Origin of the sequence: Klebsiella sp. 28 (assembly GCF_018223905.1) — a bacterium.
In the GTDB taxonomy this organism is placed as follows: Bacteria; Pseudomonadota; Gammaproteobacteria; order Enterobacterales; family Enterobacteriaceae; genus Klebsiella; species Klebsiella pneumoniae.
Genome location: NZ_JAGRQY010000088.1, coordinates 16,471 through 38,001 on the forward strand (window position 1 = coordinate 16,471; position 21,531 = coordinate 38,001).

Below are 21,531 nucleotides of genomic sequence, written 5' to 3' on the forward strand. Positions count from 1 at the left end.
AAATAATGTCACTGATTAGTATGCACGGCGCCTGGCTTTCCTTCAGCGATGCGCCGCTGCTGGATAATGCCGAGCTGCATATTGAAGATAACGAACGCGTCTGCCTCGTCGGACGCAACGGCGCCGGTAAATCTACCCTGATGAAGATCCTCAACCGCGAACAGGGGCTGGATGACGGACGCATCATTTATGAACAGGACCTGATCGTGGCGCGTCTGCAGCAGGATCCGCCGCGTAACGTTGCTGGTACGGTATACGATTTTGTCGCCGAAGGGATCGCCGAGCAGGCGGCTTATCTGAAAGCCTACCATGACGTGTCGCATCAGGTGATGACCGATCCGAGCGACAAAAATTTAAATGAACTGGCGCGCCTGCAGGAGCAGCTCGATAACCTGGGACTATGGCAGCTGGACAGCCGCATTAACGAAGTGATTGAGCAGCTGGGCCTTGACGCCAATGCGCAGCTGGCGTCGCTGTCCGGCGGCTGGCTACGTAAAGCGGCGCTGGGCCGCGCCCTGGTCAGTGGGCCGCGCGTGCTGCTGCTGGATGAGCCCACTAACCACCTCGATATCGAAACCATCGACTGGCTGGAAGGTTTCCTGAAAACCTTTAAAGGCACGATTATCTTTATTTCGCATGACCGTTCCTTTATCCGCAATATGGCGACGCGCATTGTCGACCTCGATCGTGGCAAGCTGGTGACCTATCCGGGAAATTACGATCAGTATCTCCTCGATAAAGAAGAAGCCCTGCGGGTCGAAGAACTGCAGAATGCAGAATTTGACCGCAAGCTGGCCCAGGAAGAGGTGTGGATCCGTCAGGGAATCAAAGCGCGCCGGACCCGTAACGAAGGCCGAGTCCGCGCGCTGAAGGCGATGCGCCGCGAGCGCGGTGAGCGTCGGGAAGTGATGGGCAGCGCGAAGATGCAGGTTGAGGAGGCTTCCCGTTCCGGCAAAATCGTCTTTGAGATGGAAAACGTCAACTATCAGGTTGACGGCAAAGTGCTGGTGAAGGATTTCTCCGCACAGATCCAGCGCGGCGACAAGATCGCCCTGATCGGCCCCAACGGCTGCGGGAAAACCACGTTGCTGAAGCTGATGCTCGGCCAGCTGCAGGCCGACAGCGGGCGGATCCATGTTGGCACCAAGCTGGAGGTCGCCTACTTCGACCAGCACCGCGCGGAGTTGGATCCGGATAAAACGGTGATGGACAACCTGGCGGAAGGCAAACAGGAGGTAATGGTTAACGGTAAGCCACGCCATGTGCTGGGTTATCTACAGGACTTCCTGTTCCATCCGAAACGAGCGATGACCCCGGTACGTGCGCTTTCCGGAGGGGAACGTAACCGCCTGCTGCTGGCCCGGCTGTTCCTGAAACCCAGCAATCTGCTGATCCTTGATGAACCGACTAACGACCTCGATGTTGAAACGCTGGAGCTGCTGGAAGAGCTGATCGATGGCTATCAGGGGACCGTGATGCTGGTGAGCCACGATCGTCAGTTTGTCGACAATACCGTGACCGAGTGCTGGATCTTCGAAGGCGGCGGTCGTATTGGCCAGTACGTCGGCGGCTATCACGACGCCCGCGGTCAGCAGGCCCAGTCTTTGGCGCAAAAGCAGACGGTCGTTAAAAAAACGACGGAAGTCGCTCAGCCAAAAGCAGAAACTGTCAAACGCGGCGGGAACAAACTAAGCTATAACCTGCAGCGCGAGCTGGAACAACTGCCGCAGAAGCTGGAGGCTCTCGAGGCCGAACTGCAGACGCTGCAGGATCAGGTTGCCGATCCCGATTTCTTCGGTCAACCGCACGATCGCACGCAGCAGGTGCTGGCGCAGCTAGCCGAAGCGGAGCAGGCGCTGGAAGCGGCCTTTGAACGCTGGGAATATCTCGAAGGATTAAAGAACGGCGCCTGAGCCGAGGAGTTGTCATGTGCGATCATCATCATGCTGCGCGACATATTCTATGTCCCCAATGTGATTTGCTGGTGGCTTTGCCGCAGCTTGAGCATCGCCAGAAAGCCGCCTGCCCGCGCTGCGGTACAACGTTAACCACCACGTGGGACGCGCCTCGCCAGCGTCCCACGGCGTATGCGCTGGTCGCGCTGTTTATGCTGCTGCTGGCCAACCTGTTCCCTTTTATCTATATGAAAGTGGGCGGCATCAGTAGCGAAATAGAGCTGCTGGAAATTCCCAACGTACTGTTTACCGAGGATTACGCCAGTCTCGGGACTTTCTTTTTACTCTTTGTTCAATTAGTGCCGGCGTTTTGCCTGGTCACCATTTTGCTGCTGGTTAATCGGGTCAGAATGCCTGCCGGCCTGAAGACGTTCCTTGCGCGAATTCTCTTTCAACTGAAAACCTGGGGGATGGCGGAGATCTTTCTTGCCGGCGTGCTGGTGAGCTTCGTCAAGCTGATGGCCTACGGTGATATCGGCATCGGTCTGAGCTTTGTTCCCTGGTGTATGTTTTGCCTGCTGCAGTTACGTACTTTTCAGTGCGTCGACCGCCGCTGGCTATGGGATGATATTGCCCCCATGCCGGCCATTACCCAGCCGCTGAAGGTCGGGGTGACCGGTATCCGTCAGGGGCTGCGCTCCTGTGCCTGCTGTACGGCGGTGTTGCCGGTCGATCAGACCGTCTGCCCGCGCTGTAACAGTAAAGGAACGGCGCGGCGCAAAAATAGCCTGCAGTGGACGCTGGCGCTGCTGGTGACGTCATTTATCCTTTATCTCCCTGCCAACATTATGCCGATCATGATCACCGATCTGCTGGGCGATAAAATGCCATCGACCATTATGGCCGGGGTGATTTTACTGTGGAGCGAAGGTTCTTATCCGGTGGCGCTGGTGATCTTTATCGCCAGTATTATGGTGCCGACGCTGAAGATGATCGCTATCGCCTGGTTATGCTGGAACGCCAACGGCAACGGCGCGCGAGATTCGGAGCGCATGCATCTGATCTATGAGGTGGTGGAATTTGTTGGCCGCTGGTCAATGATTGACGTTTTTGTCATCGCCGTGCTCTCTGCGCTGGTCCGCATGGGAGGATTAATGAATATCTATCCAGCCATCGGCGCGGTCATGTTTGCGCTGGTGGTGGTGATGACCATGTTTTCAGCCATGACATTTGATCCCCGTTTACTGTGGGATCGTGAGCCAGATTCAAGCCATGAGGAAATACAACAACATGGAAAATAAGAGCGGAGAAGCGAAAGTGCAGAAGGTGAAGAACTGGTCACCGGTGTGGATCTTCCCTATCGTCACTGCGCTAATCGGGGCATGGATCCTGTTTTATCATTACAGCCATCAGGGGCCTGAGGTCACGCTGATCACCACCAACGCGGAAGGGATTGAAGGGGGAAAAACCCGGATCAAGAGCCGCAGCGTAGACGTTGGGGTGGTGGAGAGCGCGACGCTGACCGACGATCTCACCCACGTGGAAATCAAAGCCCGCCTCAATTCCGGGATGCAGAAGCTGCTGCACAACGATTCCGTCTTCTGGGTGGTAAAACCGCAGGTTGGGCGCGAGGGGATCAGCGGTCTTGGGACATTGTTGTCCGGGGCCTATATTGAACTGCAGCCGGGAACGAAAGGTTCGGTGCCAGCTCAGTATCCGCTACTGGATTCTCCGCCGCTGGCCTCGCCGGATGCCAAGGGGATCCGTATTCTGCTGGAAAGCAGCAAGGCGGGTCAGCTGTCGCCGGGCGATCCGGTGTTGTTCCGCGGCTATCGCGTGGGGTCAGTGGAAACCAGCACCTTCGACACGCAGAAACGTCGTATAACTTACCAGCTGTTCATCAATGCGCCGAACGATCGCCTGGTGACCACCAACGTTCGTTTCTGGAAAGACAGCGGGATCGCTGTAGATTTGACCTCGGCGGGGATGCGCGTCGAGATGGGCTCGCTGTCGACGCTGTTTGGCGGCGGGGTGAGCTTCGATATTCCTGAAGGACTGGACCTCGGCGAGCCGGTGGCGAATAAAACGGAATACCATCTGTTTGACGATCAGAAGAGCATCCAGGATTCAGTCTTTACCGAGCATATCGATTACGTCATGTTCTTCAAAGACTCGGTTCGCGGCCTGCAGCCGGGCGCGCCGGTGGAGTTCCGCGGTATCCGTCTGGGCACCGTCGGCAAAGTGCCGTTCTTTATTCCGGGGCTGAAGCAGCGTTTGAACGATGACTATCGTATTCCAGTGGAAGTGCGGGTTGAACCGCAACGGCTGATTAATCAGCTTGGCGGCGATCCGAATATTCGCGCCCACATTGACGATCTGATCAACCGCGGACTGCGCGGCTCGCTGAAAACCGGTAACCTGGTGACCGGCGCGCTGTATATCGATCTCGACTTCTATCCGAAGGCGCCCCCGCGCGGGAAAATACAGGAGTTTAACGGCTATCCGATTATCCCGACCATCAGCGGTGGACTGGCACAGATCCAGCAGCGTCTGATGGATGCGCTGGATAAGATTAATAACCTGCCGATTAATCCGCTGCTGGAGCAGGCGACCAGCACCCTGGCGCAGAGCGAGAAGACGATGCAGCACGTGCAGACCACGCTGGATAATCTGAATAAGATCACCTCCAGCCAGTCAATGCAGCAGCTGCCCGCCGATATGCAGACGACGCTGCGTGAGCTGAACCGTAGCATGCAGGGCTTCCAGCCGGGCTCTGCGGCCTACAATAAGATGGTGGCCGATATGCAGCGTCTGGATCAGGTGCTGCGTGAGCTGCAGCCGGTTCTGAAAACGCTAAATGATAAGAGCAATGCGCTGGTATTTGAGGCGAAGGATAAAAAAGATCCACAGCCGAAGGGAGCGAAATAATGAAAAAATGGTTACTGGCGGCAGCCGTATGCGTACTGACGGCGTGCAGTAGCGGCGGGGAAAGCAAGACATACTATCAGCTACCGGTTGTGCAGGGCGGCGCGCAGAGCGCCGCCAGTCAGGGGGCACGTCTGCTGTGGGTAGAGCAGGTCAGCATCCCGGATTATCTGGCGGGTAACGGGGTGGTCTATCAGACCACCGACGTGCAGTATGTGATCGCCAATAATAATCTGTGGGCCAGTCCGCTGGATCAGCAGCTGCGCACTACGCTGGTGGCGAATCTCAGCCAGCAGTTGCCGGGCTGGGTAGTGTCGTCCCAGCCGCTGGGGAGCGAGCAGGATACCCTCAACGTTGCGGTCAATGGCTTTCATGGTCGCTATGACGGGCGGGTTATCGTTAGCGGCGAGTGGCTGCTGAAGCATCAGGGACAGCTGATTAAACGCCCGTTTAACATCGTCCTCAGGCAGGAACAGGATGGTTATGACGCGATGGTCAAGACCCTGGCGCAGGCGTGGAGCCAGGAGGCGGCTGCCATTGCCAGCGAGCTTAATCGTCTGCCATAAGTAAAATTCATCATAATGATCTGCCGCGCGGTTCACCTGGGCCGCGCGGCATTTTTTTTGCCAGGTCAGTTTGTTACCGGCGGCTGCGCCGAGCGAACAAAAAATGAACTCTTATATAGGTCACAAATATGACACTGGCGTGAATTTTGCGCATTGACGTTGCCTTCTTTTCGCGGTATTCGTAACCCGTGGCTGCACAATTTGCGACCACTGTTTTCTTTTCCACCAGATCAAAGAATGAGGGAAACGAGGCATGAAGAGACAAAAACGAGATCGCCTGGAACGGGCACACCAACGCGGATATCAGGCGGGTATCGCGGGAAGATCGAAAGAAATGTGTCCATACCAGAGCCTGAATCAACGCTCATGGTGGCTGGGAGGCTGGCGAGAAGCCATGGAGGACAGGGTACTAACGGCCTGACACTGTCTCTTTAAAAAAGAAGCCTCCGCATAGCGGGGGCTTCGCCTTTTAATCGCTACTGAATGTTATCAGAAAGCGGAAGTATCCTGGAACAGACCCACTTTCAGATCGTTCGCGGTGTAGATCAGACGATCGTCAACCAGCACTTCACCATCCGCAAGTCCCATAATCAGACGACGGTTAACAATGCGCTTGAAGTGGATGCGGTAGGTGACTTTTTTCGCGGTCGGCAGAACCTGACCGGTGAATTTCACTTCGCCAACGCCCAGCGCGCGGCCTTTGCCTTCGCCGCCCAGCCAGCCAAGATAGAACCCGACCAGCTGCCACATAGCATCCAGGCCCAGGCAGCCCGGCATCACCGGATCGCCGATAAAGTGGCAACCGAAGAACCACAGGTCAGGATTGATGTCGAGTTCTGCCTCAACATAACCTTTATCGTAGTTACCACCGGTTTCGGTCATTTTGATGACGCGGTCCATCATCAGCATGTTTGGTGCCGGTAACTGCGGGCCTTTCGCGCCGAACAGTTCACCACGACCAGAGGCAAGAAGATCTTCTTTTGTATAGGATTCGCGTTTATCTACCATGTTTTCAGTAAGCCTTATTTTAAGTTCGGGACGCAGGATAGCTAACACGTGTAAGCTGAACAAGTCCGATCAGTTAGAACTTGTCCCACCTAACCAGCGTAGCGGCCACGGAAAACGATGGCGAGTCTCTTGCTGGGTCGCCTGCGCTATCCGCTCCTGAATGGTTTGTCGCAGCGTCTGTCCTTCACCGTCCCACATCAGCTGGGTCAACATCGGCAGCGCTTCGGTAATATCGTCAATGGCCCAGATAGCAAACTGGTTGTCGGCAACGGCCTGACGTAGCTCGTGGCTCAGGCTGAGATGACGAACGTTGGCGGCAGGGATAATCACTCCCTGTTTGCCGGTTAAACCGCGCTGCTGACAGATAGTGAAGAAGCCTTCAATTTTCTCGTTCAGGCCGCCGACCGGCTGCACGCGACCAAACTGGTCGACGGAGCCGGTGATCGCGATGCTCTGATTTATCGGTACATTGGCCAGGGCGCTGATTAAGGCGCAGAGTTCCGCCATGGAGGCACTGTCGCCATCCACTTCACTGTAGGACTGCTCAAAGGTCAGCGAAGCAGTGAAGGGAAGCTGCTGCTCCAGCTCGAGCTCGGACATCAGAAAAGCCTGCATGATCATCATGCCTTTCGCATGAATGTTACCGCCCAGCTCGGCTTTACGTTCGACGTCGATAAATTCGCCATCGCCAATGTGCACGACGCAGCTGATGCGTGAAGGTTCACCGAACGCGCGTGGATGACCGGGGAATTCGATCACCGACAGGGCGTTGATCTGCCCGACGCATTCGCCTTCGGTTTCAATCAGGATCTGTTCCTGCAGGATTTCATCCTGCATACGCTCCGCCAGGTAGCCTTCACGCCATACCCGGCGCGCCAGCATGGTCTGCATCGCTTCGCCGGTAATCTCCTCTCCTTCGCAGAAGGCGGCAGCCTCCCGCAGCTGGCGGGTTATCCATAGCGGACTGAGCGGCAGGGTCTCCTGGTCGCCGGTATAGCGCGTTCCCTCATCGATCAGCAGAGGCCAGGCATCGGCTGCCGGGCCCGGGAGCTCCAGCTGCTGCGCATTCTGCCATACCCACTGGCACCAGGCCTTTAGCGTGTCGGCGTCAGCAAACTGCAGAGTGTCTTCATACTCGCTATAGATCGCCTGCGCAGCCAGCTCCGGCTCCATTTCCTGGAAATCGGCCAGCGATTCGCGTTCGCCCACCAGGATGATTTTCAGACTCAGCGGCATGGAGGGAATGCTGACCGGCAGCGGACGCGATTCATCCATAGAAAGCCAGTCAAAGCGCTGACGAGTCACCATATTTTTCAGACGCACCCACAGCAGCGGTTGCGCCAGCAGTGTACGTAGCGAAAGCACAAGCACGCCGCCGTTGGCCTGATGGACCAGCCCAGGCTGGAGGGTGATTGCACCGTTAAACTGGCGTACGCAGCCAAACAGCTGTTCCGCTTCTACCCAATCGGCCATCACGACCGGGGCAGTACTGGCGAAATTATCCTCAGCGCCCTGCGCCGGTGCGAGCGTCACCTGAGCGTCGGTTACCTCATAGCGGACGCCGTAAAGCGGTGCGGCAGGCTCGTGCAGAGTCCGGGTTTCAGCCGCCAGCCATTGCAGATATTCCGGCTCTTCAGGGGCTTTCACCAGCATGAAGGAGGAGACTGCCGGCGTGTACAGCAGCTGCTCAAGCCCATAGAACAAACGCGGCTGCAGATCGCCCGAGAGGGAGGGGGCCGGATGGGAAAGTTCAGCTTGAGCAAACAGCGCCTGGTAAGCTTCCAGATCAGGCGCAAGGTCGGTTCGGGTCAGTTTCGTAATGGTCAAAGTCGCTGTTTTTTAGTTAGATGTAAAGCGCGCAATTATACCTGATGCCGCGACCGAGCACACGGAGGATTATGGTTACCCTGATGATTACCCGGTCGCAGACTTCACGAATAATGATTTATATTCAGCACATCAGAAAAAAACTGATATCCTGAAATGAGTTACACGGTCACATTGAGATCGCAATGAAATATCAACAACTGGAAAATCTTGAAAGCGGCTGGAAATGGAAATATCTGGTAAAGAAGCACCGGGAAGGTGAGCTGATTACCCGCTACATTGAGGCCAGCGCTGCGCAAGCTGCGGTAGATGACTTGCTGACGCTCGAGAATGAACCTGTGCTGGTGCATGCCTGGATTGAGCAGCATATGAATCCGGCGCTGATGAACCGCATGAAGCAGACTATCCGCGCGCGACGGAAACGCCATTTTAACGCTGAGCATCAGCATACGCGTAAGAAGTCTATCGACCTTGAGTTTGTCGTTTGGCAGCGACTTGCTGGCCTGGCGCAGCGGCGGGGCAAAACCTTGTCTGAAACCATCGTCCAGCTGATTGAAGATGCCGAGCACAAAGAGAAATATGCCAGCAAAATGTCGAGCCTGAAGCACGATCTGCAGGTACTGTTAGGGAAAGAATAGCCAGGTAGGATCGTCGACCCGCCTGCTGGTGGTTGCCCTGGCCGGGGGCTGCTTCACAGCTCTCAGCCGCTAAAGTGGGCGAGAGGGCATAAAAAAAACCCGCCGAAGCGGGTTTTTTTTATCGGTTATAACTTAAGCCGCCGGCTGAGTTACAACTTCTTTGTAGCCTTTAACTTCGATCTCTACACGACGATCCGGAGCCAGGCAATCGATCAGGGCAGCGCGAGCTTTCACGTTGTCGCAGGTGTTGCCAGTAACCGGGTTGGATTCACCCATGCCGCGAGCGGAGATTTTGCCAGCCGGGATGCCTTTAGCAACCAGGTAGTCAACAACGGACTGAGCACGTTTCTCAGACAGCTGCTGGTTGTAAGCTTCGGAACCGATGCGGTCGGTGTAGCCCAGAACAACAGCGGAACCGTCTTTCGGATCCATGTTGCTCAGCTGAGTGTACAGCTGATCCAGAGCCTGCTGACCTTCCGGTTTCAGGGTAGCTTTGTTGAAGTTGAACAGAACGTCAGACTTCAGGGTGAAGTGCTTGGTAGCCACTTCCGGAGCCGGAGCCGGAGCCGGAGCAACAACCGGTGCAGCATCTTCCTGACCGAAGCGGTAGGAAACGCCCAGGCTCAGCATGCCGTTATCAGGACGGGTACCCACAGTGCCCGCGTCGCCGATGTTGTTAACCCACTGGTATTCCAGACGGGTAGCGATGTCACGAGTAACAGCCCACTCTACGCCGCCAGCAAATACTGGGGAAACGCCAGTGTCGTGTTCGCTACGGGAAACGCCGGTAGAAGCGTAGTTGCCTTTGGAGTCAGCGCGCCAAACCATGCCGCCCAGACGGGTGTAGATGTCCAGATCGTCAGTGATCGGGTAACCCAGTTTAGCGGTCAGCTGAACGCCCTGAGCTTTGAAAGCACCGTTGTCAACGCTGCCTTTATATGCCATACGGCCCAGCCAGTCATAACCCATTTCGAAACCGAGGTACGGGTTAACCTGGTAACCACCGAACGCACCAGCACCAAGCTGATCGTTACGGGTCGGACCGTTGTTGTTCTGGAAACCGTTACCGTAGAAACCGGTGTCGTGATACTGGGACCAACCCAGTTTACCACCTGCATACCAGGTGTTATCTTTCGGAGCGGCCTGCGCTACGGTAGCGAAGCCAGCCAGTGCCACTGCAATCGCGATAGCTGTCTTTTTCATTTTTTGCGCCTCATTATCATCCAAAATTCGCCATGAAGTTACAAAAGACCTCACGGTTAAATCCTTCACCGGGGGCGTGACTTGTTGTTAACTATGCTGATACATGCAGCGTAAGCCGATCACCCCTGGCGATGTAAAGTCTACAACTTAGTTCGAAACTTACAAGTGTGAACTCTGTCAGGCATATGAAAAAAAAGGGTTGTGTACACAATATTTAACAAATATGGTTGATTTTCGTACACGAAAAAAAGACAGAAATCCCCGTGTGGCAGGCATTCCGCGAAAAAGACCATAAAAAACGCTGTACCTTTCCCAGCGGTAAAAAAAATTCCAGGAATAATCCTAATTTCACTCAATGATACAAATTTGAGTGAATTTTTAGCCCGCTGAGTTGTCTGCCGAGCGTGCCCTGATTTCGCACCGGGCGCATGATGAATCCCATCGCGGACCCTACCTGGGCAGCGTTAACGAGACGTTCGTGTTCGTCAGCGGTTAACTCCTCCGCCAGCCAGCAGATAACCACACTATAATTACCCGTGCGCAGGGCACGGATCATTGAGTCTATGGTATGGCTGGGAGAGAGCTGGCTAATTTGCATGACCTTGGACAGCGGCAGACCGGCGGACTGAACCCATTCGCGGCTGAGCTTTTGTTGCGGCGTGAGCCACAGCTGCCAGCGCGACTGTTGACCCAGCTGCTGTAATAAAGGTAGCAGCAATAACTGCGTCATCATGGGTTGATCTTCACGATAGACAATTTCACTGATCAGCCCATTGGTGTTCTGTTCGCCAGAACGATGAGCGTAGTGGCCTGCCGGAGCAGAAGCCTGTGCTGAACGGTTTGCGTGAGCTGAAGTAAACATAGTCTATCCCGCCTTTAGTTACTGTATGCATATACAGTATCTTCGCCAGGGGAAAAGATCAACCGCAATTTGCCATTTTGCTGCCGGGAATTTAATCGCTTCTCGTGGTTCCTTATCTGTCAAAAGAAGCCCCTGCATTATCCAATCCTTAACGCGCGCTAATGGTTTCATTTCTCCCTGTCGATTGCTGCAACGCTTGCGATTTTCTGAAAGCGTCTCGCAAAACCGCATTCTGGTGAAAAAGTCGGCGAAAATCATCTTGCTGCTGCCCGGGAAGTCCCTTATGTTTTCTCTTAGCGGATCCGTTAACAACTTAAGTTTAATTACATGATTAACAAAGGAATGATCATGAGAAAACTAGTTTGTCCGCGGCTCCCGCAATTTCAGGCCTGCGTCTCACCGCTGGGTCAACTGCATACTCGTCCGCTCTTTGGCGGCTACAGCCTGGCTATTGATGATACGGTGTTTGCGATGGTGGCCGAGGGGAACATTTATCTGAAGGCCTGCGAGCAGAGCGCTGCTTATCGGGTGGAACATCGTAATCCTCTGTTAACGCTGCGCCGACACGGCCGCATAGTGCCGCTGAAGTATTATCAAATTGACGACACTTTATGGCGCGATGAGCAGCAGCTTTTTCGGCTATCGCTACTGTCGTGGCAGAGTGCGCAGCGCGAAAAGAACTGCCGACGGGCGTCGGGCCGCCTGAAGGATTTACCCAATATCAGCTTTCATATGGAATTGCAGCTGATTCACGCGGGCATACCGGACGTTAGGACGTTGCGGGAAGTTGGTGCGCAGGAGGCATGGTTGAGGCTACGCGTAAATAATGCTTCTTTATCGCTGAGCGTATTGCTGGCGCTGGAGGGGGCGATTGCCGGGGTACATGCCGCCGCGCTCCCGACGCCACGGCGTCAGGAGCTTCTCGAATGGGCGGCTACCCGGTAGCGGAAAAGCCTTGTTATTCGGTTTGGGCGTGGACCCGTTGCTGCAGGCGGCAGATTTCAGGCAGCAGCGCCAGCAGCAGGCCAATCTGCTGTAAGACCAAGGGTTCCTTACTGTCCGCGCGCGGTTCCAGATGATGGATCCGGCTTTGCAGGCTGTTCAAAGCCTGTTGCACCCGCTGTTCATCCGCGGGGGTATGGTGCAAGGCGTCATCCACATAACAGACTGCATCATCCAGCAGGGCGAGGATTTCCGGCGTGGACAGTTTTTCCCGATGCGCGCCAAGAGCGGAGATGTAGCTGGTGAACGTGTGGTTAAGGCATAGCAGACGAAAGGCGGTTTCTCGCTGGGTGGCATCCGCGCGTGGTTCAGTCGATAAGTTCGAGACGACGGAGGCCAGCTCAGCATCACGGTTGTAGGCGTCACGACGCGCGACACGGTAGGCCAGCCGGTTGTCGCGGCCCTGATGATACTGCTCCAGAATCGCGTCCAGATAGCGGCAGTTCGCGTTCATTGCCCGGTCCAGCACCCGCGGCAGGTTGCGGAATTTCCAGTCCGGCCAGATGAAGCTGACCGCTGCCCAGGCGATGGCGCAGCCGATCAGCGTATCAATGATACGCGGCAGCGCGACTTCAAAGCCCTCGCCAAGCAGGTTAAAGCACAGCAGCACCAGCAGCGTAATAAACATCGTGGCATGGGCGTACTGCACGTTACGGAAGGCAAAAAACAGCACGCCGGTCAGGACGATCAACAGCAGTTGCCCTTCAACAGAGGGAACCAGCAGCAGGACCGGCAGGCCGATCGCCACCCCAACCAGCGTGCCGATAATCCTTAGCGCCAGGCGATGGCGGGTGGCGTTATAGTTCGGCTGACAGACGAACAGGCTGGTTAGCAGGATCCAGTAGCCATGCTGGAGCCCGGTAAACTGGATAAAGGCATAGCCGGCACAGAGCACCAACGACATACGTACTGCGTGGCGGAAAAGGGCCGACTCTGGCGACATATTGCGCTGCAGGCGCAGCCAGATATCGCTCAGACCGCCAAGTCTGTCGTCGGCCAGCAGCGTCTCGGTATTACTCCCGGCAGGCGCGGTGGTTTGCACCGATTCAATGGTGGCCAGCTGAGCATCGATAGCGCGCAGGTTATTCAGTAAATACCCTAGGGCGTTGAGCTGCTCGTCGGATGCGCCGCCGGCGCGCACGCGCTCAAGTGCCGCATCGAGATGCATGAACGCCCGTTCAAAATGGGCATCATGCTGATAGGGTTCGCGTAACAGAATCGCCCGCGACAGTTTCTGGCAGGCCTGCGCCTGCATCGAAAGCATTCGCTGGAAACGGAACATCACATCGCTATAGCGAAATTGATCGCGTAGGGTTTGATACTGAATATGCGATGAGCTGGCGCGTTCATGAATATCCTGGGCCACAAAGTAGTACTGCAGGGTGCGGCGGGTGCCGCGCTGGCCCCGATCGCCTCGCAGTCGGGTTAGCAGCGAGACCTTGGTTTGGTTAAGCGTAGCTACCAGCTGGCCATTAGCGAGCGCCAGATCGTACAGCGGCGCCTGGCTCTCATCCTCAAGGTCAGGATCAAACAGCCGGGATTTGAGCTCAAGATAGCGGGCCAGTTGCTCATAGCTACGCGCCAGGTTGTCCTGCAATGGACGAATCGGAAAGATCAGGTGCCCGGACAGCGTCAGCAGGTTGTACCACACGGCCCCCGCCAGCAGGAACAACGGCTGCAGATACCAATGATCGTACAGCGTGACGCCGAGCATGGTGTAGATGGCGATAAGCAGGGCGCCGAAGGCAATGGTCGCATAGCGCTGACCGAGGCCGCCAAGCAAAATAAAGCCGATGGTAGACACGGTTAAACCAAGGGCAAACAGCGGCGGCCACGGAAACAGCAGCTCCACGGAGGCGGAGGCGATAAAAAAGCAAACCAGAGTAATGGCAAGATTACGCAGACGGCCAGCCAGACGGTCGTCAAGGTCGGTCAGAGCCGCAGCCACGACGCCGAGGGTGAGGGGGATGGTCAGTTTGACTTCGCCGATCCACCAGGGAAACAGCGTTGTGCCGCAGAGCGCGATAAAAATTCGTACGTTATAAAGCCAGGCGCTGTTCCAGGTGTAGCGGCGTAGCAGGGGGCTAATCATGTCCGTGTTCCGTTCGGTTACTGAAAGCGACGACGCGCATTGGCTTCACGCGCAGCACGCGCGGTTTCCACAGAAACGACCCGGCGACCCACCGGCCAGAGGGCGATGGCGGCGATTTTGAAATTCGCGATCCCCACCGGGATGCCTATGATAGTCAGGCACTGAGCTATACCGCTGAAAATGTGCATCAGGCAGAGCCACCAGCCGAAAAAAATGAACCACAGAATGTTCAGAACGGTACCGCCGGCGTTCAGTAGACCGTTTTTGCGCCCCGGCTCGAGCTCGTCAACATGAATCGCCTCGTTACCGTAGGGAAATAACGAAAGGCGAGTGATTTCCCAGCAGGAACGAGTCAGCGGCAGCGTGACAATCAGAATGATGCTGACCAGGGTGGCGAGTAGCCAGCCTAGAGTGGTGGCGAAACCGCCAAGGATAAAGTTCAAAATATTCAGAATGGTACGCATAAAGCCTCGGTTTTGCCCGGTGGATAATAAGACCTGATGATTGTAACGTTTTTTTGCGCTGGAGCACCTGGTCCGGGGCGGTTAAACTGAAAAACAATCCACCCTGATTGAAAATCGACATTATATGGAACTTAAAGCGACAACATTGGGCAAACGCATGGCTCAGCACCCTTATGATCGGGTGCAGCTACTGAACGCCGGGGTAAAAGTTTCCGGCGATCGTCATGAGTATCTTATCCCTTTCAATCAGTTATTGTCAGTGCATTGTAAGCGCGGTCTGGTCTGGGGCGAACTGGAGTTTGTGCTACCGGACGGGAAAGTCGTGCGTTTGCACGGTACCGAGTGGAGCGAAACGCAGCGCTTTTATCATCATTTACATACGCTCTGGCAGCAGTGGAGCACGGAGATGAGCGATATCGCCGCCGGCGTGCTGAAGCAGCAGCTGGCGACGATCGAGCACACTCGCGCAGAAGGCAAGTGGCTAACCCGTCAGCAGGTGGCGGATGTTCAGGATAATATACGCCATGCGTTGACTGGTTTGCCGATGCCCACCAGTCGGCTTGATGCCTTTGATAACTGCCGGGAGCTGTGGCGGGAGTGTCAGCGCTGGTTAGGCGATATTGAAGCGACGCGTCTGGCCCATAACCAGGCCTTTACCGAGGCGATGCTGGAGCAATATCGCGAATTTTTTGATAGCGTTGAGTCGTCCCCGCTCAATGCGTCACAAGCGCGTGCGGTAGTGAACGGCGAGCGCTCCCTGCTGGTGCTGGCGGGAGCGGGCAGCGGTAAAACCTCGGTGCTGGTGGCGCGAGCGGGCTGGCTGCTGGCGCGGGGAGAAGCCGCGGCAGATCAAATTTTGCTGCTGGCATTCGGCCGCCAGGCGGCGCAGGAAATGGATGAGCGGATCCGCGAGCGTCTGGCATCAGATGATATTACCGCGCGTACTTTCCATTCGCTGGCGTTGCATATTATTCAGCAGGGCAGCAAAAAAGTGCCCACTATCAGTAAGCTGGAAAGCGATACTGCGGCCCGCCACGCATTGCTGCTGAAAAGCTGGCAAAAGCAGTGCCAGGAGAAAAAAGCGCAGGCGAAAGGTTGGCGCCTGTGGCTGGAAGAAGAGATGGGCTGGCAACTGCCGGAGGGGGACTTCTGGCAGGACAAAAAGGTGCAGCGGCGGATGGCCAGCCGGCTTGACCGCTGGGTGAGCCTGATGCGCATGCACGGCGGCTCCCAGGCGGAGATGATTGCCGGGGCGCCGGAAGCGGTACGCGACCTGTTCAGTAAACGGGTGAAGCTGATGTCGCCTCTGATGAAAGACTGGAAAGCGGCGCTCAAGGCCGAGAATGCGGTCGATTTTTCCGGCCTGATCCATCAGGCGGTCAATATTCTCGATAAAGGCCGCTTCGTCAGCCCATGGAAACACATTCTGGTGGATGAATTTCAAGATATTTCGCCGCAGCGAGCCTCGCTGTTGGCCGCGTTACGCCGGCAGAATAGCCAAACCACGCTCTTTGCCGTCGGGGATGACTGGCAGGCGATCTATCGGTTCAGCGGGGCGCAGCTTTCTCTGACCACCGCATTCAACCACTACTTTGGCGAAGGGGATTGCTGTGCGCTGGATACCACCTATCGCTTTAACGGGCGTATCGGCGAAATAGCCAATGGCTTTATCCAGCAAAATCCGCATCAGTTAAGCAAACCGCTGAACAGCCTTATGGCAGGTGATAAAAAGGCCGTCACGCTGTTAGCCGACGACAAGCTGGACGATCTTCTGGATAAGCTGAGTGGTTACGTTAAGCCCGAGCAGCGCATCCTGCTGCTTGCCCGTTATCACCATCTGAAGCCTGAGGCGCTCAACAAAGCGGCGACGCGCTGGCCGCACCTGCAGCTTGATTTTATGACGATTCATGCCAGCAAAGGTCAGCAGGCTGACTTTGTCATTGTGTTGGGACTGCAGGAGGGGGAGGATGCGTTTCCGGCCCCGGCGCGCGAGTCGATTATGGAGCAGGCGCTCCTGCCGCAGCCGGAAGATTTTCCGGATGCGGAGGAGCGTAGACTGTTGTACGTGGCGCTCACCCGCGCTCGTCACCGGGTATGGCTGTTATTTAACAAGGCGCAACCTTCGCCGTTTGTCGAGATCCTGCAGGCGCTGGATGTGCCCGTGGCCAGGAAGCCGTAATCGCGGCTCGATTATTTCAGGCGCTCGGCAAGATAGCGTGGATAATCCGGGATCAGAATATCGAGCGGTTGACCGAAGTGCGGCGACTGGATAATAAAGTCAGCGGTGGAGACGTTAGTGGCGACCGGAATGTTCCAGACGGTGGCCAGGCGCAGCAACGCTTTGACATCCGGGTCGTGGGGAACGGCGTTCAGCGGATCCCAGAAGAAGATCAGCACGTCGATTTTGCCTTCTGAAATCAGGGCACCCACCTGCTGGTCGCCGCCCATCGGACCGCTCAGCATGGCATTAACCTCCAGGCCGGTAGCCCGGGAGACGAGATTACCGGTAGTGCCGGTAGCATACAAAATATGTTGCGCCAGCAGCGCCTGATGGCGAGCAACCCATTTCATCAGCATATCTTTGCAGTGATCGTGAGCCACCAGCGCGATATGTTTTTGCGCAGGCAGGGTACGTGTTGTCAGTTCCATATTTTCATTCCACATTTTGACCTGCAAACAGATTACTGAATGTGGCTGTCGCTGCAAGCATCGGGGATGAAAATTTTGCTGAATCTGTGGGTTAGGCTGGATGGCCCCCTGCTGCGGATTAGCATACACTTAGGTGAAATAGCAGGAGGAAACCATGAAAGAGAATGATATTGCTGGCATCCTGACCTCGACACGGACGATTGCGCTGGTCGGAGCCAGCGACAAGCCTGATCGTCCGAGCTACCGGGTCATGAAGTATCTGCTGGATCAGGGGTATCACGTTATCCCGGTTTCGCCGAAGGTGGCGGGCAAGACGCTGCTGGGACAACAGGGGTATGCGACGCTCGCCGACGTTCCGGAAAAGGTCGACATGGTTGATGTCTTCCGTAATTCAGAAGCGGCGTGGGGCGTAGCGCAGGAAGCGATAGCCATCGGCGCGAAAACGCTATGGCTGCAGCTGGGGGTGATCAATGAGCAGGCTGCGGTGCTGGCCAGGGAAGCCGGATTGAGCGTAGTGATGGATCGCTGCCCGGCCATTGAACTACCGCGACTAGGGTTGGCGAAATAAAATAAAACCCCGCGTTAGCGGGGTTTTATTTTAGTTGCGAAGGCGCGGAGCCTGCAGCTGCTGACGAATCGTTTTGGCCAGTTCGTCAAGGGACGGCTGTTCCGGGTGTTCGTCGCGGGTTTCGCTGCTCAGCTGCGCTTCTGCCAGATAGGTGTGAATCGGCTGGCCATCATCATCTTCCATCACCACATGGTACCAGGGCGCCGCGCGCAGTTCGTCATTGGCGGCAATTTCATCCTCTTCCGGCTCCGCGAGCGAATACTCGGGATCGACATCGACGATGACGCCCAGGTAGCCCAAGAGCGTATGGCGGACCTGTTGGCCGATACCGAATTTGCTGGCTATCATAGGCACCTCCTGGGAAACATGAATACTCCCTATATGAGGCTCATGTTTCGTTTTTCAAGTTACATGACGCGACAGGCAAACCCCTTCAGATACAGCCCTTCCGGGTAGGTTGCGATCACCGGGTGGTCGGCAGCCTGACGGAACTGTTCTATAAATTGTACATCACGCCCGGCATCAATTGCGGCATCGGCGATGATTTTCTGAAATAAATCGGTGGTCATCAGCCCGGAGCAGGAGAATGTCAGCAGCACGCCGCCGGGGTTCAGCAGCTGGATCGCCAGCATATTGATATCTTTATAGCCGCGGCAGGCGCCCATCAGCTGGCTTTTATTTTCCACGAACTTCGGCGGATCCATCACGATCACGTCGAATTTCTCTCCCTGATCGCGGTATTTACGCAGCAGTTTGAACACGTCGTCGCGCACAAACTCCGCTTTGGACAGATCCAGTCCGTTGATCTCCACGTTCTGGCGGGCAACGTCGAGCGCCTCCTGCGAGGTATCCACGCTGGTGACCTGGCGGCAGCCGCCCATCAGCGCCGACACCGCAAAGCCGCCGGTGTAGGAGAAGCAGTTCAGCACCCGTTTATCCGCGACATAGCGGCGGGTGGCCAGGCGGCTGTCGCGCTGGTCGAGGTAGTAGCCGGTCTTGTGCCCGCCCTGGATATCGACTAACAGCTTCATGCCGTGCTCGGTGATCGGCAGCAGCGCCGGGGGCAATTCGCCCACCACCGGCCCCTGGGCCAGCTCCAGTCCCTCTTTTTTACGCACGGCGACATCGCTGCGATCGTAAATGGCGCAGTCCGGGAACAGGTTCTGCAGGGCGCTGATGATGGCGGCGCGCTGGTATTCGGCGCCTGCGCTGAGCAGCTGCAGCACGAAAAAGTTGCCAAAGCGGTCGATAGTGACGCCCGGCAGGCCATCGGACTCGCCGGCGATCAGGCGGTAGCTGTCGAGGCCATCACGCTCGGCCAGCCAGGCACGCCAGGTTTGCGCCTGCTTCAGACGGCGTTCAAAGAAGGCGCTATCGATGGCTTCATTGCGGTCGAAGGTCCACACGCGGGCGCGGATCTGCGACGACGGCGAGTAAGCGCCGCGGGCCAGCCATTTTCCCTGATGGTCAACGATATCGATGGTTTCACCGCTGCGGGCTTTACCTTCCATGCGGGCGACGCCGCCGGAGAATATCCACGGATGGCGACGCAGCAGGGATTTCTCGCGTCCTTTGGCTAACACTAAGCGGGGGAATAGGGAATCTGTCATGGGGCTACCTTTAAGCAACGGGAATGTCGGCACCGAAAAATGGCGCGTAGATTAGCACACCTGGCGCACGCAAGCATCTTTCGCCCGGCAGGCACAGGTGAGCGTTTCGGCACAAAATGCAGGCGCTTCGGCACATTCAGTTGGTGCGGACTCTCATACCCTGTTTTCTCACCCCAACGAGGAGCAGACGATGAAAACAGGTATCCGCATGGCTGTGGCGATGGTAGCGGCTGTGAGCAGCGGCGCGATGGCCGCGCCGTTTAGCGTAAGCAGCAATGATATGCGTGACGGGCAGCCGCTGGCCCAGCAGCACTGGTTTGCCGGTTTCGGCTGTACCGGAGGCAATGTCTCTCCGCAGCTGGCATGGAAAAACGCCCCGGCGGGCACGCGCAGCTTCGCGGTCACCGTCCGGGATCCCGATGCGCCTACCGGCAGCGGCTGGTGGCACTGGACGGTGGTCAATATCGCCAGCAGCGTCTTTTCGCTGCCCGCTGGCGCGGGAGATAAAAACAGCGCTACACTGCCGGGCGGAGCGGTCCAGGGCCGCAACGATTTTGGCTATGCCGGCTTCGGCGGCGCCTGTCCGCCGGCGAGAGATAAACCGCACCGCTATCGCTTTACGGTATGGGCGCTGGATGTCCCCACGCTGCCGGTGGATGCCGGGGCCAGCGGGGCGCTGGTCGGCTATCTGTTACATAGCCATGCTCTCGCCAGCGCACAGTTGACGGCGATGGCCGGGCGTTAAAATAAAAGGTCGGTCTGATGGAGAGTATCCACTTTCAGCATAGCGCCTTAACCGCGGCGGAGATCACCACCCGACGGCTATGCAGACTGCATCGCGTGCGGCTGTTCTCCCCGGCGCTCTGTCGGGTGAAACGCGGCAGCAAAGTGATTGTGCAAGGGGAGAGCCGGGTGCTGGCGACTCCGCAACAGCTGATTGTTTTGCCAGCTGACGTGGAACTGGAGGTGATTAACCAGCCGGAGAATGGCCTCTTTTGCTCCGATCTGCTATCGCTGACGCCCGAGCTGCTGACGAGGTTTAAGACCCGTTATCTCAGCGAACCACCGCCAGGGCGCCTGACCTCGCTCTGCGCACCGGTGACGACAGAGCTGGCGTTTATGTGGCAAAGCGTTCTGCAGGCGGTGCGGGAGGGATTGTCCGTCGCGCTGCAGCAGCACCAGACCATGGGGCTGCTGCTGGCCCTGTATGAGGCTGGCTATGCGGGCCCGCTGCTCGTCGAGCGGCAGCAGGATCTGTCGGCGCAGGTGCGGCAGCTGATTATGCTGTCGCCGGCGCAGGCATGGAGCGTGTCGCGGGTGGCGAAAATGCTCTTTCTCGGCGAGTCCACGCTGCGCCGTCGGCTGCAGCAGGAATCGCAGAGTTTTCGCAAGATCGTCGAGGAGGTGCGGATGGCCCACGCCCTGGGGCAGCTGCAGACCACCTCGCGGCCAATAGGCGAAATTGCGCAGAACAGCGGATATCAGTCGGGATCGCGCTTTACCGCGCGCTTCCGTCAGCATTATGGTTTACTGCCGAAGCATGTACGCTGAGCGAATTTGCTATCCTCAGCGTATAGCGTGAGCGAAAAGGAGATGATTATGGCCAGTATCTGCACAATGGCATGGATTTACGGTTCGGTTCAGGGCGTGGGATTTCGCTATTCCACGCAGCGGGAAGCGCTGCAGCTGGGGGTGACCGGTTATGCCCGTAATCTGGATGACGGCGGGGTGGAAGTGCTTGCCTGCGGCGAGGCGGAGCAGGTGGAAAAACTCATCGCCTGGCTGAAAGCCGGGGGGCCGCGCAGCGCGCGGGTTGACCGAGTGTTAACCGAACCCCATCAACCCACCCGCAGCTGGGACAAATTCGCGATCCTCTATTAGATGCACTTCACCGGCTTCGGCAAGCCGGCGATTTTAGTCGCCTGTTTGGCGGGTCCTTTCGGGAACAGGCGATAGAGATAGCGGCTGTTGCCTTTCTCTTCGCCAAACTTGTTGGCCATCGCCTTGACCAGCATACGGATCGCCGGAGAGGTGTTAAATTCAAGGTAAAACTCGCGCACAAAGCGCACTACTTCCCAGTGTTCAACGGCGAGCGTTATCCCTTCCTGCGCGGCAATGACTTCCGCCATCGCCTCGCTCCACTGGGTGGTATCTTTCAGATAGCCTTCGCTATCCGTTTCAATTTCGTTGCCTTCAAAAATAAACATGATTTTTCACATACC

22 protein-coding genes are annotated in these 21,531 nt (G+C 56.6%); 12 read left to right on the top strand and 10 right to left on the bottom strand.

The features are described from left to right. The first annotated feature begins 5 nt into the window (after positions 1-5). The 5 genes from KHQ28_RS15265 to rmf all read left to right on the top strand — a co-directional run bounded on the left by KHQ28_RS15265 (position 6) and on the right by rmf (position 5,807). Positions 6-1,913: an ABC transporter ATP-binding protein gene (locus KHQ28_RS15265; RefSeq protein WP_004147848.1), complete on the top strand. Its 1,908-nt coding sequence runs from the start codon at positions 6-8 to the stop codon at positions 1,911-1,913. Positions 1,914-1,927: 14 nt separating this feature from the next. Continuing rightward, positions 1,928-3,196, top strand: a complete 1,269-nt coding sequence (pqiA, locus tag KHQ28_RS15270; protein ID WP_004147849.1) for a membrane integrity-associated transporter subunit PqiA — start codon at positions 1,928-1,930, stop codon at positions 3,194-3,196. Further along, entirely contained in the window at positions 3,186-4,823 is a 1,638-nt protein-coding gene (gene pqiB, locus KHQ28_RS15275; protein WP_002898390.1) for an intermembrane transport protein PqiB, read from the top strand. Before pqiA ends, pqiB begins: the two co-directional genes overlap by 11 nt. Then, positions 4,823-5,386, top strand: a complete 564-nt coding sequence (gene pqiC / locus KHQ28_RS15280; RefSeq protein ID WP_002898392.1) for a membrane integrity-associated transporter subunit PqiC — start codon at positions 4,823-4,825, stop codon at positions 5,384-5,386. Before pqiB ends, pqiC begins: the two co-directional genes overlap by 1 nt. A 253-nt stretch (positions 5,387-5,639) precedes the next feature. Continuing rightward, on the top strand, positions 5,640-5,807 hold the full coding sequence (rmf, locus tag KHQ28_RS15285; protein ID WP_002898396.1) for a ribosome modulation factor: 168 nt from the start codon (positions 5,640-5,642) through the stop codon (positions 5,805-5,807). Positions 5,808-5,875: 68 nt separating this feature from the next. Here the strand turns inward: rmf and fabA are convergent, their stop codons facing one another. Next, the gene (fabA, locus tag KHQ28_RS15290) at positions 5,876-6,394 is read right to left on the bottom strand and encodes a bifunctional 3-hydroxydecanoyl-ACP dehydratase/trans-2-decenoyl-ACP isomerase (RefSeq protein WP_002898398.1); all 519 of its coding nucleotides are present in this window, start codon (positions 6,392-6,394) and stop codon (positions 5,876-5,878) included. Between the two features lie 69 nt (positions 6,395-6,463). Next, complete coding sequence (locus tag KHQ28_RS15295; protein WP_004147851.1) at positions 6,464-8,221, bottom strand: Lon protease family protein; 1,758 nt, start codon at positions 8,219-8,221, stop codon at positions 6,464-6,466. 185 nt (positions 8,222-8,406) lie between these two features. On the opposite strand from KHQ28_RS15295, the gene matP reads away from it, so the two are divergent. Then, a complete protein-coding gene (gene matP / locus KHQ28_RS15300; RefSeq protein WP_002898404.1) occupies positions 8,407-8,859 on the top strand; it encodes a macrodomain Ter protein MatP in 453 nt (150 codons plus the stop codon). A gap of 132 nt (positions 8,860-8,991) precedes the next feature. Here matP and ompA read toward each other — a convergent pair whose 3' ends face one another. Together ompA and sulA are read right to left on the bottom strand one after the other, a co-directional pair. Further along, positions 8,992-10,062, bottom strand: coding sequence for a porin OmpA (ompA, locus tag KHQ28_RS15305; protein WP_002898408.1), 1,071 nt, complete (start codon positions 10,060-10,062; stop codon positions 8,992-8,994). Positions 10,063-10,414: 352 nt separating this feature from the next. Continuing rightward, positions 10,415-10,924, bottom strand: coding sequence for an SOS-induced cell division inhibitor SulA (sulA, locus tag KHQ28_RS15310; RefSeq protein ID WP_002898418.1), 510 nt, complete (start codon positions 10,922-10,924; stop codon positions 10,415-10,417). A gap of 348 nt (positions 10,925-11,272) precedes the next feature. Between sulA and KHQ28_RS15315 the strand changes: the two genes are divergently transcribed. After that, a complete protein-coding gene (locus KHQ28_RS15315; protein ID WP_004179217.1) occupies positions 11,273-11,869 on the top strand; it encodes a TfoX/Sxy family DNA transformation protein in 597 nt (198 codons plus the stop codon). 13 nt (positions 11,870-11,882) lie between these two features. Here the strand turns inward: KHQ28_RS15315 and yccS are convergent, their stop codons facing one another. Then, positions 11,883-14,018, bottom strand: a complete 2,136-nt coding sequence (gene yccS / locus KHQ28_RS15320) for a YccS family putative transporter (protein WP_002898422.1) — start codon at positions 14,016-14,018, stop codon at positions 11,883-11,885. A 17-nt stretch (positions 14,019-14,035) separates the two neighbouring features. Beyond that, positions 14,036-14,482, bottom strand: a complete 447-nt coding sequence (locus tag KHQ28_RS15325; protein WP_002898425.1) for a YccF domain-containing protein — start codon at positions 14,480-14,482, stop codon at positions 14,036-14,038. Positions 14,483-14,606: 124 nt separating this feature from the next. Between KHQ28_RS15325 and helD the strand changes: the two genes are divergently transcribed. Beyond that, positions 14,607-16,661: a DNA helicase IV gene (gene helD, locus KHQ28_RS15330; protein ID WP_009308304.1), complete on the top strand. Its 2,055-nt coding sequence runs from the start codon at positions 14,607-14,609 to the stop codon at positions 16,659-16,661. An 11-nt stretch (positions 16,662-16,672) separates the two neighbouring features. Here the strand turns inward: helD and mgsA are convergent, their stop codons facing one another. Next, positions 16,673-17,131 (bottom strand): methylglyoxal synthase, encoded by a 459-nt coding sequence (gene mgsA, locus KHQ28_RS15335; RefSeq protein WP_002898432.1) that lies wholly within the window; start codon positions 17,129-17,131, stop codon positions 16,673-16,675. Between the two features lie 154 nt (positions 17,132-17,285). Here mgsA and KHQ28_RS15340 point away from each other — a divergent pair, with 154 nt between their 5' ends. After that, positions 17,286-17,699, top strand: a complete 414-nt coding sequence (locus KHQ28_RS15340) for a CoA-binding protein (RefSeq protein WP_004144085.1) — start codon at positions 17,286-17,288, stop codon at positions 17,697-17,699. Between the two features lie 30 nt (positions 17,700-17,729). Here KHQ28_RS15340 and hspQ read toward each other — a convergent pair whose 3' ends face one another. Both hspQ and rlmI read right to left on the bottom strand, forming a co-directional pair. Further along, entirely contained in the window at positions 17,730-18,047 is a 318-nt protein-coding gene (gene hspQ / locus KHQ28_RS15345; protein WP_002898441.1) for a heat shock protein HspQ, read from the bottom strand. Between the two features lie 59 nt (positions 18,048-18,106). Next, complete coding sequence (gene rlmI / locus KHQ28_RS15350) at positions 18,107-19,309, bottom strand: 23S rRNA (cytosine(1962)-C(5))-methyltransferase RlmI (protein ID WP_032419134.1); 1,203 nt, start codon at positions 19,307-19,309, stop codon at positions 18,107-18,109. 190 nt (positions 19,310-19,499) lie between these two features. Here rlmI and KHQ28_RS15355 point away from each other — a divergent pair, with 190 nt between their 5' ends. The 3 genes from KHQ28_RS15355 to yccX are packed head-to-tail and all read left to right on the top strand — an operon-like array spanning position 19,500 to position 21,190. After that, positions 19,500-20,054: a YbhB/YbcL family Raf kinase inhibitor-like protein gene (locus KHQ28_RS15355; RefSeq protein ID WP_032419133.1), complete on the top strand. Its 555-nt coding sequence runs from the start codon at positions 19,500-19,502 to the stop codon at positions 20,052-20,054. Between the two features lie 17 nt (positions 20,055-20,071). Next, the gene (locus tag KHQ28_RS15360) at positions 20,072-20,860 is read left to right on the top strand and encodes an AraC family transcriptional regulator (protein WP_032419132.1); all 789 of its coding nucleotides are present in this window, start codon (positions 20,072-20,074) and stop codon (positions 20,858-20,860) included. Positions 20,861-20,908: 48 nt separating this feature from the next. After that, complete coding sequence (yccX, locus tag KHQ28_RS15365; protein ID WP_032419131.1) at positions 20,909-21,190, top strand: acylphosphatase; 282 nt, start codon at positions 20,909-20,911, stop codon at positions 21,188-21,190. On the opposite strand, the gene tusE is transcribed toward yccX, so the two are convergent. Then, positions 21,187-21,516: a sulfurtransferase TusE gene (gene tusE / locus KHQ28_RS15370; RefSeq protein ID WP_002898457.1), complete on the bottom strand. Its 330-nt coding sequence runs from the start codon at positions 21,514-21,516 to the stop codon at positions 21,187-21,189. The genes yccX and tusE overlap by 4 nt on opposite strands. Between the last annotated feature and the right edge of the window lie 15 nt (positions 21,517-21,531).

Excerpts from the sequence above, each read along its gene's own strand:
- KHQ28_RS15360 (WP_032419132.1), top strand. The coding sequence starts at position 20,072 with ATGGAGAGTATCCACTTTCAGCATAGCGCCTTAACCGCGGCGGAGATC.
- rmf (WP_002898396.1), top strand. The coding sequence starts at position 5,640 with ATGAAGAGACAAAAACGAGATCGCCTGGAACGGGCACACCAACGCGGA.
- hspQ (WP_002898441.1), bottom strand. The coding sequence starts at position 18,047 with ATGATAGCCAGCAAATTCGGTATCGGCCAACAGGTCCGCCATACGCTC.
- mgsA (WP_002898432.1), bottom strand. The coding sequence starts at position 17,131 with ATGGAACTGACAACACGTACCCTGCCTGCGCAAAAACATATCGCGCTG.
- sulA (WP_002898418.1), bottom strand. The coding sequence starts at position 10,924 with ATGTTTACTTCAGCTCACGCAAACCGTTCAGCACAGGCTTCTGCTCCG.
- rlmI (WP_032419134.1), bottom strand. The coding sequence starts at position 19,309 with ATGACAGATTCCCTATTCCCCCGCTTAGTGTTAGCCAAAGGACGCGAG.
- KHQ28_RS15340 (WP_004144085.1), top strand. The coding sequence starts at position 17,286 with ATGAAAGAGAATGATATTGCTGGCATCCTGACCTCGACACGGACGATT.
- ompA (WP_002898408.1), bottom strand. The coding sequence starts at position 10,062 with ATGAAAAAGACAGCTATCGCGATTGCAGTGGCACTGGCTGGCTTCGCT.
- matP (WP_002898404.1), top strand. The coding sequence starts at position 8,407 with ATGAAATATCAACAACTGGAAAATCTTGAAAGCGGCTGGAAATGGAAA.
- yccS (WP_002898422.1), bottom strand. The coding sequence starts at position 14,018 with ATGATTAGCCCCCTGCTACGCCGCTACACCTGGAACAGCGCCTGGCTT.
- tusE (WP_002898457.1), bottom strand. The coding sequence starts at position 21,516 with ATGTTTATTTTTGAAGGCAACGAAATTGAAACGGATAGCGAAGGCTAT.
- KHQ28_RS15355 (WP_032419133.1), top strand. The coding sequence starts at position 19,500 with ATGAAAACAGGTATCCGCATGGCTGTGGCGATGGTAGCGGCTGTGAGC.
- fabA (WP_002898398.1), bottom strand. The coding sequence starts at position 6,394 with ATGGTAGATAAACGCGAATCCTATACAAAAGAAGATCTTCTTGCCTCT.
- yccX (WP_032419131.1), top strand. The coding sequence starts at position 20,909 with ATGGCCAGTATCTGCACAATGGCATGGATTTACGGTTCGGTTCAGGGC.
- KHQ28_RS15325 (WP_002898425.1), bottom strand. The coding sequence starts at position 14,482 with ATGCGTACCATTCTGAATATTTTGAACTTTATCCTTGGCGGTTTCGCC.
- pqiB (WP_002898390.1), top strand. The coding sequence starts at position 3,186 with ATGGAAAATAAGAGCGGAGAAGCGAAAGTGCAGAAGGTGAAGAACTGG.
- KHQ28_RS15315 (WP_004179217.1), top strand. The coding sequence starts at position 11,273 with ATGAGAAAACTAGTTTGTCCGCGGCTCCCGCAATTTCAGGCCTGCGTC.
- pqiC (WP_002898392.1), top strand. The coding sequence starts at position 4,823 with ATGAAAAAATGGTTACTGGCGGCAGCCGTATGCGTACTGACGGCGTGC.
- KHQ28_RS15265 (WP_004147848.1), top strand. The coding sequence starts at position 6 with ATGTCACTGATTAGTATGCACGGCGCCTGGCTTTCCTTCAGCGATGCG.
- pqiA (WP_004147849.1), top strand. The coding sequence starts at position 1,928 with ATGTGCGATCATCATCATGCTGCGCGACATATTCTATGTCCCCAATGT.
- helD (WP_009308304.1), top strand. The coding sequence starts at position 14,607 with ATGGAACTTAAAGCGACAACATTGGGCAAACGCATGGCTCAGCACCCT.